We start from the raw sequence: 9,136 nt of genomic DNA on the forward strand, positions 1-9,136 counted from the left end.
CTGGCGGCGTGCTACCCCAGCGCCGCCACCGCATCCAGCGCGGCGGTGAAATCGGCGCGCAGCAGGTCGATCGGCTCGCAGCCGACGGAGACACGGAAGAAGCCTTCGGTGATACCAAGCCGCGCGCGGCCCGCCTCGGTCAAGCCCCGGTGCGAGGAGGAGGCGGGATGCGACAGCGTCGTGCCGACGTCGCCCAGAGTCGGTGCGAAGGCCAGTTGCGGCGCCGCCCGGGTCAGCGCGACCGCAGCCGCGCGGCCCCCGTGCAGGCGGAACGACACCATGTTGCCGAACTGCCCGTCGAGGACGGCGGCAGCGCGGTTGTGGTCTGGGTGATCGGCGCGGCCCGGATAGAGAACAGACTCGACCGCCGGATGGGCCGAGATCGTCTCGGCCAGGGCGGCGGCATTTTCCTGCGCGCGGGCGTGGCGCATGTCGAAGCTGTAGAGCCCGCGCTCTGCCATCCAGCAATCCCAAGGGCTTGGCGTGAGGCCCAGCGTGACGACGCTGTCGTAGATCGCCTTGCGGCGGCCCGGGTCGCGGGCCAGCACATAGCCCAGCGTCACGTCGCTATGCCCGGCGAGCAGCTTGGTGACCGAATGGATCACGATATCGGCGCCCTTCTCGTAGGCCGCATAGCCGTAGGGCGTGGTGAAGGTGTTGTCGACGACGAGGATCAGGCCGCGGTCCTTCGCGAGCCGGGTGATCCCCTCCATGTCGGCGATGCGCAGCGTGGGGTTTGAGACGACCTCGACGAGGATCATCTTCGTCGCCGGGGTTATCGCCGCCTCCATCGCCCTCGGATCGGTCGGATCGGCCAGCGTCGAGGTGATGCCCCAGCGCGGCAGGTCCTGAGTCATCATCCGCAGGCTGCGGCCATAGAGCTGGTCGGCGCCGACGATGTGATCGCCCTGGGACAGCAGACCCAGGATCGTCGCGGTCACGGCCGACATGCCGGACCCGGTGACGATGCCGCCCTCGCCCCCCTCCATTCGGTCGATCATCTGCGCCAGCACGTCCGCGTTCGGATGCCCCTCGCGCCCGTAGGTATAGCCCTTTGCGCGGCCCTCGTACTGGTCGTCCAGCGCGTCCGGGTCGGGCGAGGCATAGACGACCGAAGGTTGTAGCGGCGTCACGACCGCGCGGCTGACGGAGTCGGGAAAGGGCGTGCGGCGCACGAGGTTGGGGCGCTGGGACATGAAGACCGTCTTGTAAGGCTATGATTAGCTGCGGATCGCGCCGTCAGCGGTGACGAGATACTTGAAGCTGGTGAGCTGCTCGGCCCCGACGGGACCGCGCGCGTGCATCTTGCCGGTGGCGATGCCGATCTCGGCGCCCATCCCGAACTCTCCGCCATCGGCGAACTGGGTCGAGGCGTTGTGCATCAGGATGGCGCTGTCGAGCCGCTCGAAGAAGCGGGCGACTGGAGCGGGATCGGCGGCGATGATGCAATCGGTGTGGTCGGAGCCGTAGCGGCGGATGTGGGCGATGGCATCGTCAACGTCGTCAACCACTTTCGCGGCGATCTTCATGTCGAGATATTCGGCGCCCCAGTCTTCGTCCGTCGCTTCAAGGTCCCCTCGCAACCCCTTGCCCGCGCGCACTTCCACCCCTTCGGCACGCAGCATGTCGATCACGTCCTGGCCCAGGCCCTCGGCAATGTCGCGATGGATCAGCAGGCATTCGGCGGCGCCGCAGATGCCGGTGCGGCGGGTCTTGGCGTTCAGGACGACGCGGCGGGCCATCTCCGGCTCGGCGGAGGCGTCGATATAGATGTGAACGATTCCCTCCAGATGCGCAAAGACGGGTACCCGCGCCTCCCGCTGGACGAGGCCGACGAGGCCCTTGCCGCCGCGTGGGACGATGACGTCGATATGGTCGGTCGCGGTCAGCATGGCCGTGACGGCGGCGCGGTCGCGTGTCGGGACGAGCTGGATCGCCGTCTCGGGCAGATTCGCGGTGCGGAGGCCGACGACCATCGCGGCGTGGATCGCGCGGGAGGAGTGGAACGACTCGCTGCCACCGCGCAGGATGACCGCGTTGCCGGCCTTGAGGCACAGCGCGCCGGTATCGGCGGTGACGTTGGGCCGGCTTTCGTAGATGACGCCGACCACGCCCAGGGGCGTGCGCACGCGGCGGATGTGGAGACCGTTGGGCCGGTCCCATTCCGCGATCACTTCCCCAACCGGATCAGCCTGTTCCGCGATGGCCCTGAGAGAGTCGCAGATGCTGCGGATGCGGTCCTCGTCCAGCTTCAGCCGGTCCATCATCGCATCCGACAGGCCCTTGTCGCGGCCGAAATCGAGGTCCTTCCCGTTGGCCACCAGCACGTCGCCGCGCCGGGCCCAGAGCGCGTCGGCGGCGCCGATCAGAGCCGCGTGCTTGCGCTCGGCCGTGGCGGAGGCGAGTTCGGCCGCGGCCTCGCGCGCGGCGCGGCCCATGCCGGCCATCAGACCCGGAATGTCGGAGTCGAAATCCTTCATCAGATCACCATGTCGTCCCTGTGGATCAGCGCCGCCCGCCCCGGATAGCCGAGCGCCGCCGCGATGTCACCCGAGCGAAGCCCCTTGATGAGCCGCGCCTCCTCGGCCGTGTAGCGGATCAGCCCCTGCCCCATCGCGCGCCCATCGGGGCCCTCGATCGTCACCGGCTCGCCGCGCCCGAACCGGCCGCCGACGAAGGTGACGCCGGCGGGCAGCAGCGACTTGCCCTGCGCCAGAGCACGGGCCGCGCCTTCGTCCACCGCGACGGTGCCGCGGGGCTTCATCGAGCCGATCCATCGCTTTCGCGCCGTCTGCGGGTCGTCCTTCGGCAGGAACCAGGTCGCGCGGGCACCGGCTGCAAGCGCCGAGAGCGGCCGGTCGCCGCCCAGTGTGATCGCCAGCGCGCAGCCCGCCTCGGTCGCGGTCCGTGCGGCCATCAGCTTGGTGATCATGCCGCCCTTCGACAGCCCCGACACGCCCTCGCCCGCCATGGCGGCGATCTCGGGGGTGATGTCGGACACTTCGGGCAAATGTCTGGCATTCGGATCGAGGTTCGGATTGGCGGTGTAGAGCCCGTCGACATCCGACAGCAGCACGCAGGCCTCGGCCCCCGCCATCGCCGCGACCTGCGCCGCGAGGCGGTCGTTGTCGCCGAACCGGATCTCATCGGTGGCGACCGTGTCGTTCTCATTGACGACAGGAATCGCACCGAGGGCCAGCAGCGTTTCGAAGGTGGCGCGCATGTTGAGGTAGCGGCGCCGGTCCTCGCTGTCATCGAGCGTTAGCAGGACCTGCGCGGTCGTCAGGCCTAGGGGCCCGAGCGCGGCGCCATAGGCCTCGGCCAGCCGGATCTGGCCCACGGCGGCGGCGGCCTGGCTCTGCTCCAGCGACAAGGGCGGGGCGAGGCCCAGCACGGACCGGCCGAGCGCAATGGAGCCGGAGGAGACGACGATCACGTCGGCGCCCCGCGCGCGCAGGTCGGCGAGATCGGCGGCGAGCCCGCGCAGCCAGTCGCCGCGCACCTCTCCGGTGGCGCTGTCGACCAGAAGCGCCGAGCCGATCTTGACGACGATGCGGCGTGCGCCGGCTAGACTGGCGACCAAGGCGTGTCGGTCGGGGCCGGATCGGCCGCCGCCGCCTCCCGCTTGATGAGGATGCGCAGGGCACGGAGCACCTCGGTCACGCCCGCGCCCGAGACGCCGGACATAGTCATGACCTCGGTCCCGGCCGCCTCGGCCAGCGCGTCCCGGCGCGCAGCGATCTCGTCCTCGTCCAGCGCATCGACCTTGTTGAGCACCAGCAGGCGCGGCTTGTCGGCCAGCCCGCCGCCATAGCGCGTAAGTTCCGTGACGATGGTGCGCCAGTCCTCGACCACGTCGGCGGAGGTGCCATCGACGAGGTGCAGCAACGCCCCGGACCGTTCGACATGACCGAGGAAGCGGTCGCCGATGCCTCGTCCCTCATGCGCACCCTCGATGAGGCCGGGAATGTCGGCCACCACGAACTCCACCCCGTCGACGCCGACGACGCCGAGATTCGGGACGATCGTGGTGAAGGGGTAGTCCGCGATCTTGGGCCGGGCGTTCGAGGTCGCGGCGAGGAAGGTCGACTTGCCGGCGTTGGGCAGGCCCAGCAGGCCGACATCGGCGATCAGCTTCAGGCGCAGCCAGATCGTCCGGTCCACTCCCGGCTGGCCGGGATTGGCGCGGCGCGGGGCCTGGTTGGTCGAGGACTTGAAGTGCAGGTTGCCGAAGCCGCCATTGCCGCCCTTGGCCAGCACGATGCGCTGGCCCAGCTCGGTCATGTCGGCCAGCACCGTCTCCTGGTCCTCGTCGAGGATCTCGGTCCCGACGGGGACGCGCAGGATGATGTCGTCGCCATCCTTGCCGGTGCGCTGGCGGCCCTGCCCGCCCTGCCCGCTCTTGGCGAAGAAGTGCTGCTGGTAGCGGAAGTCGATCAGCGTGTTCAGCCCCTCGACCGCGAGCGCGATGACATCGCCGCCGCGCCCGCCATCGCCGCCGTCGGGGCCGCCGAATTCGACGAACTTCTCGCGGCGGAACGACACGGCGCCGTTCCCCCCGGCGCCGGAGCGGATGTAGACCTTTGCGAGATCGAGAAACTTCATGACTCAGCCCTTACGCCCGGCGGCAGTCGGCCTCAAGCCATGTGACGAATGTAAGTCCATTGCGGCACGACGGCCCCGCGGGCCACGCAATAGGCTTCGGCCTCGCCGATATAGTCGAAGCCCGCATTGGTCAGCACCCGCGCCGAAGCCGGGTTGTCCTGGAAGACGGTCCCGAAGATATGGCTGTTCTTCAGGGGGTTGGCCGCCATCAGGGCGCGCAGCGCCTCGGTCGCAAGGCCCGTGTTCCAGACGACCGGCGCCACCCAGTAGCCGATCTCGGCCTGGTTGCGGTCCATCCCGGTGAGCGAGATCAGGCCGACCAGCTCGCCCAGGCCCGCGCCTGAGGCGTCCATCGCCCAGGCGGTCTCGCCCGAACTGCCCGACAGGCAGCGGGTCACGAAGGCGTCGGTCGTCCCGGGCGGCAGCGGGTGCGGGATCGTGGTCGTCATCTCGGCGACCTCGCGGCGGCCGGCATAGAGCTCGATCAGCCCCATGTCGGAGCGGCGCACGGGCCGCAGCGACAGCCGCTCGGTGCGGACGGTGGGTTGCGCGCCGGGGCTGGGGTCCAGCCGGATGGGGGCAGTCTGGGGGGTCATGTCGGTCCTCCTCCGAACAACACGAACAGGACGCTTGCGACGGTCAGCGCCGCGAGGGTCCACATCAGGTAACGCTCGCCCGGCTTGCCGCGGAGCGTGCGCGCAACAAGCGCGCCGCCCATCGTCCAGACCGGGTGCAACAGAATCTGGCAGCCGAGCAGCACCAGCGCGATCGCCAGCGTGGCCTCGAATGTGGGCGTTCCCGGGGCGACGAACCCGGTAAACCCGGCGGTTATCATCGCCCAAGCCTTGGGGTTGAGCGGGTGCACGATCAGCCCCGCCGCGAAGCCGGGCGCGGTCGCGTCTCCGCCCTCGCCCAGGCGCAGGTTCGCGACTTTCCAGGCGAGCCAGACGATATAGGCGGCGGAGGCCCATTTGAGGGCCGCGAAGGCCAGCGGCGCGCGGGCCGCGACCTCCATCAGGCCGTAGCCGATGGGCCAGATGATCAACTGCTTGCCCAGAACCACCCCGGCCACGAAGGGCAGCGCGCGACGAAGGCCGAAGCGCGCGCCCGTGGCCATCAGCGCCATGTTCGCAGGCCCCGGCGTGCCGACCTGGCTTGCCGCGAAGAGCGTGAAGGGCAGGACCGCGACGGTCACGCGGCGGTCCGGGAAAGCGAAGGCATCATCGTTGGCCCTGGAAAAAGCAAAGGGGGACCGGCTGTCGCCGATCCCCCTATTCGCTAAACATGAAGGTTCGGCTTACTCGGCGGCCTCCGCCACCGGGAGGACCGAGATGAAGGTTCGGTTCTTGAAGCCCTTTCGGAACGTCACGGCGCCCTCGGCGGTGGCGAAGATCGTGTGATCCTTGCCGATGCCGACGCCCTCGCCCGGCCACCACTTGGTGCCGCGCTGACGCACGATGATGTTGCCCGGGACGGCCTGCTGGCCCCCGAAGAGCTTCACGCCAAGGCGGCGACCGGCGGAGTCGCGGCCGTTGCGGGAGGAACCACCGGCTTTCTTGTGTGCCATCTGTCCTTACTCCTGTTCTGCGGCGAAGGTCTTCGCCTGGTCGATCCAGCCGTCACGCTCGATCCGGCCCTTGAACGACAGCTTGTCATCCATGTAGGCGATTTCCTCGGAATCCCAAGCGGCGATCTGGTCGAAGTGGAAGACGCCGTTCTCGTGGAGCAGGCCTTCGAGCTTCGGGCCGACGCCGGAGATCTTCTTGAGATCGTCCGCCTTCCCGCCGCGCGCCTCGTCGAGCAGGTTGGCGGGGCGCTTGCCGGACAGTTCCGCGGACGGCGCATCGGTCGACTTCGGCGCGGACTTCGCGGCCGGCGCGGCGGCGCCCATGGCGGCGGCCGAGACCGAGCCCGCGCCCATCGCGGCCTTGACGCCCGTGTCGCCCGCGCCCGAGGTCAGGATGTCACCCACGCGCAGCAGCGTGAGCTGCTGGCGGTGGCCCTTGGTCCGCTGGGACCCGTGCTTGCGGCGGCGCTTGACGAAGTGGATGAGCTTCTCGCCCTTGATCTGGTCGATCACCTCGGCCTGCACGGCGGCGCCCTCGATCGTCGGCGCGCCGACGGTGACGCTGTCGCCCCCGATCATCAGCACGTCGTTGAACTGGACTTTCTCACCGGCCTCGGCGGCCAGCTTCTCGACCCGCAGCACGTCGCCCGTGGCGACCCGGTACTGCTTGCCTCCGGTCTTCAGAACGGCAAACATGCGCGTTCTCCTGTCATCTGTCGCGCCCTGTGGTCCCCCTGTCGGGGCGTTCGCGCGGGAAACCCGCACCTCGGACAGCGTGCCCTCGGGGGCAAGGTGGCGTCGCTTGCGCGACTGGAAATAGCAACGGGCCGCAGTGGTCTGCGGCCCGTGAGCCCCATCGCAGGGGGCGGCGCGGATGTCAAGCGCCGCTCAGATGTCGGTCGACACCATGTAGCGCGCCGCCGCCCGCCCGAGATCGTAGGACGTGCTTTCGAACACGCGCCCGAAGCCCTCGAACATGGCGGCGTTGTAGCGCTTGCCGGCATCGGTCTGGGCGAAATCGACATAGGTCGCGAGCTCACCGTCCGTGAACGGCCTGTAGGCCATCATCAGGTACGCGCGCAGCCAGGTCTCGGTGGCCTTGCGGATCTCCGGCTCCTGCTCGCGGACCATGGCGAGCATCTCGCCCTCGGCCAGGCGCCGCGCCATGGCCCCGCCATCGGCGAGCCCCCGGTAGAAGGCGAAGTTCGCGTTCATGCCCCCCGACACGTTCGTCGAAATTAGGTCCAGCGTCTCGATCAGCTGGTCGATCATAACCGCCCGCGGCGACTCGGCGGCGATCAGCGTGGCCGAGGCCTGCTTCGCCTTCGCCTCGACATCGCCGTCGAGCATCTGGCGCCGTGCATAGACCTCGCGCCCGATGATCCGCTGGCCGAGATCGGACGAGTAGAAGTCGTGCGCGTCTTCCAGGTCGGCCGGGCGCAGCATCTCGCCGATGCTCGCGCGGATCAGGGGCGTCAGCCGCTCGGGCGTCTGGATGCGGGCCACCTCGCGCCGCCAGCCCTCGCCGCCGCGTCCGGGAAACAGCGACCGCTCCAGCGACAGACCGTGGCGCGCCCCCTCGGTCGCGACGATCTGCATCAGCGAACCGATCTGCGTCACCGCCAGAAGGTCCGCCTGTTCGATGGTCCGGGACTCGACCGCCCCTGCCGCCCCCGTCTCTGCCCTGGCCGCGCCACCCGCGAGGGCGATGCCGAGGAGAAATGTGGCGGCGATCCTTGTCTTCTTGTTCATGTCTGCTCTCTCTCGATCACCGAATACCACTGAAACAACCGATTCCGAAAAAAGAAAGGCCTCACACGCAATTTTCGTGAAGGCGAGGTTTTCGCGTCGTCCCGGACTTGCGCCCCCGAAGCAGCTTGCCTAAAGACGCGCCACCACCCGAAGCGCGGAGAGGTGCCGGAGTGGTCGAACGGGCCGGTTTCGAAAACCGGTGTGGGTGCAAGCCTACCCAGGGTTCGAATCCCTGTCTCTCCGCCACTATTGGACAAAGTCCAAAACATATCCGGTGCTTGCGATCGAGCCCAACTCCTCAGTCCCATGTTCGTCCCCATACGTGCATCTGTGTGCTCGCGATCATGCGGCGTCTTGTGATAGCGTCCAAGACACACGCAGGCAGATTGTAGCCGCGAACAACCCTCTCGGCCCCCGGTAGGCAGGCACACATAGATCGCAGTAGGTCGCTAGCAGGCTGCTGAAAACGGCCAGCCTCGACGCGGGTTTTGGAACATGATTCCCTTCTGGCACGACTGCGACGGGGGGTGGTGATGCGGGGGACGGACGAGGCGAGCGGTGCGCTGTTCAGCTATGTCGATCTCAAGGAGCGCGTTTTGGCGCGGCATCCGCTGCGTTCGATCCGTCGGATCGTCGACGACGCCTTGGCGAGCCTCGATGCCGAGTTAGGCGTGCGTCATGCTGATTTCGGCCGCCCCTCGATCGCGCCTGAGCGTCTGATCCGCGCCGGTCTGCTACAGATCCTGTTCTCGATCCGCTCCGAACGACAACCGATGGAGCAGCTGGACTACAACCTGTTGTTCCGGTGGTTAGAGGTGGCCCCGGTTGTCTGAGCAGCTTGAGTTCTGTCGCTAAGTGGATCTCCGCGCTGGTTATGCCGCGGCCGGGATTGGCCTTGGCGGGTTGAAGTATGCCTGGTCGGGCGTCCGCCCGCCATGTGCCGAATGCGGGCGCGTTTGGTTGTAGAAGGCCAGGTACCGCCCGATCGACGCCCTAAAGCGTTTTGCTTTTAGCATGACGCGTATCCTGCTGCTTTGAAGAAGCTCCAGCACTCCTCGGGATCGAAGATGCCACAGATATCGCCGAGCGCGCGGATGAGCGTATCGTAGGTCCGCGCGCCGATGCGGCGGAGGTGGGCTTTCAGCTTGGAGAAGGCCATCTCGATCGGGTTCAGGTCGGGCGAGTAGGCCGGCAGGAACAGCATCCAGCAGC

General features: G+C 68.2%; 10 protein-coding genes, 1 tRNA gene and 2 pseudogenes. 2 read left to right on the forward strand and 11 right to left on the reverse strand.

From position 1 onward, the window contains the following. Nucleotides 1-11 precede the first annotated feature (11 nt). The 9 genes from DR046_RS18475 to DR046_RS18515 form a co-directional block, all read right to left on the reverse strand. Complete coding sequence (locus DR046_RS18475; RefSeq protein WP_115383860.1) at nucleotides 12-1,196, reverse strand: trans-sulfuration enzyme family protein; 1,185 nt, start codon at nucleotides 1,194-1,196, stop codon at nucleotides 12-14. Nucleotides 1,197-1,220: 24 nt separating this feature from the next. Further along, on the reverse strand, nucleotides 1,221-2,480 hold the full coding sequence (locus DR046_RS18480; RefSeq protein WP_115383861.1) for a glutamate-5-semialdehyde dehydrogenase: 1,260 nt from the start codon (nucleotides 2,478-2,480) through the stop codon (nucleotides 1,221-1,223). Beyond that, complete coding sequence (gene proB / locus DR046_RS18485; protein WP_115383862.1) at nucleotides 2,480-3,583, reverse strand: glutamate 5-kinase; 1,104 nt, start codon at nucleotides 3,581-3,583, stop codon at nucleotides 2,480-2,482. Before proB ends, DR046_RS18480 begins: the two co-directional genes overlap by 1 nt. Then, nucleotides 3,568-4,605, reverse strand: a complete 1,038-nt coding sequence (obgE, locus tag DR046_RS18490; protein ID WP_115383863.1) for a GTPase ObgE — start codon at nucleotides 4,603-4,605, stop codon at nucleotides 3,568-3,570. Before obgE ends, proB begins: the two co-directional genes overlap by 16 nt. A 32-nt stretch (nucleotides 4,606-4,637) precedes the next feature. Continuing rightward, nucleotides 4,638-5,201 carry a GNAT family N-acetyltransferase gene (locus DR046_RS18495; RefSeq protein ID WP_115383864.1) on the reverse strand — a complete coding sequence of 188 codons (564 nt, stop codon included), beginning with the start codon at nucleotides 5,199-5,201 and terminating at the stop codon, nucleotides 4,638-4,640. Then, on the reverse strand, nucleotides 5,198-5,800 hold the full coding sequence (locus tag DR046_RS18500) for a LysE family translocator (protein ID WP_115383865.1): 603 nt from the start codon (nucleotides 5,798-5,800) through the stop codon (nucleotides 5,198-5,200). The genes DR046_RS18495 and DR046_RS18500 overlap by 4 nt, the downstream gene beginning before the upstream one ends. A gap of 102 nt (nucleotides 5,801-5,902) precedes the next feature. Further along, complete coding sequence (gene rpmA, locus DR046_RS18505; RefSeq protein WP_115383866.1) at nucleotides 5,903-6,172, reverse strand: 50S ribosomal protein L27; 270 nt, start codon at nucleotides 6,170-6,172, stop codon at nucleotides 5,903-5,905. Nucleotides 6,173-6,178: 6 nt separating this feature from the next. Next, nucleotides 6,179-6,868 carry a 50S ribosomal protein L21 gene (locus tag DR046_RS18510; RefSeq protein WP_115383867.1) on the reverse strand — a complete coding sequence of 230 codons (690 nt, stop codon included), beginning with the start codon at nucleotides 6,866-6,868 and terminating at the stop codon, nucleotides 6,179-6,181. 192 nt (nucleotides 6,869-7,060) lie between these two features. Next, nucleotides 7,061-7,924, reverse strand: coding sequence for a DUF2059 domain-containing protein (locus tag DR046_RS18515; protein WP_115383868.1), 864 nt, complete (start codon nucleotides 7,922-7,924; stop codon nucleotides 7,061-7,063). 156 nt (nucleotides 7,925-8,080) lie between these two features. Here DR046_RS18515 and DR046_RS18520 point away from each other — a divergent pair. Then, nucleotides 8,081-8,170: transfer RNA gene (locus DR046_RS18520), tRNA-Ser, on the forward strand. Nucleotides 8,171-8,457: 287 nt separating this feature from the next. Continuing rightward, a pseudogene (locus DR046_RS18525) lies at nucleotides 8,458-8,733 on the forward strand (transposase); the annotation flags it as partial. Between the two features lie 63 nt (nucleotides 8,734-8,796). Here the strand turns inward: DR046_RS18525 and DR046_RS18530 are convergent. Continuing rightward, nucleotides 8,797-8,919, reverse strand: a pseudogene (locus DR046_RS18530) (IS3 family transposase); the annotation flags it as partial. Nucleotides 8,920-8,933: 14 nt separating this feature from the next. Beyond that, nucleotides 8,934-9,136: transposase (locus tag DR046_RS18535; RefSeq protein ID WP_209313616.1), on the reverse strand; the 203-nt coding region annotated here is incomplete at its 5' end.

The organism is Jannaschia formosa (assembly GCF_003340555.1).
Classification (GTDB): domain Bacteria; phylum Pseudomonadota; class Alphaproteobacteria; order Rhodobacterales; family Rhodobacteraceae; genus Jannaschia; species Jannaschia formosa.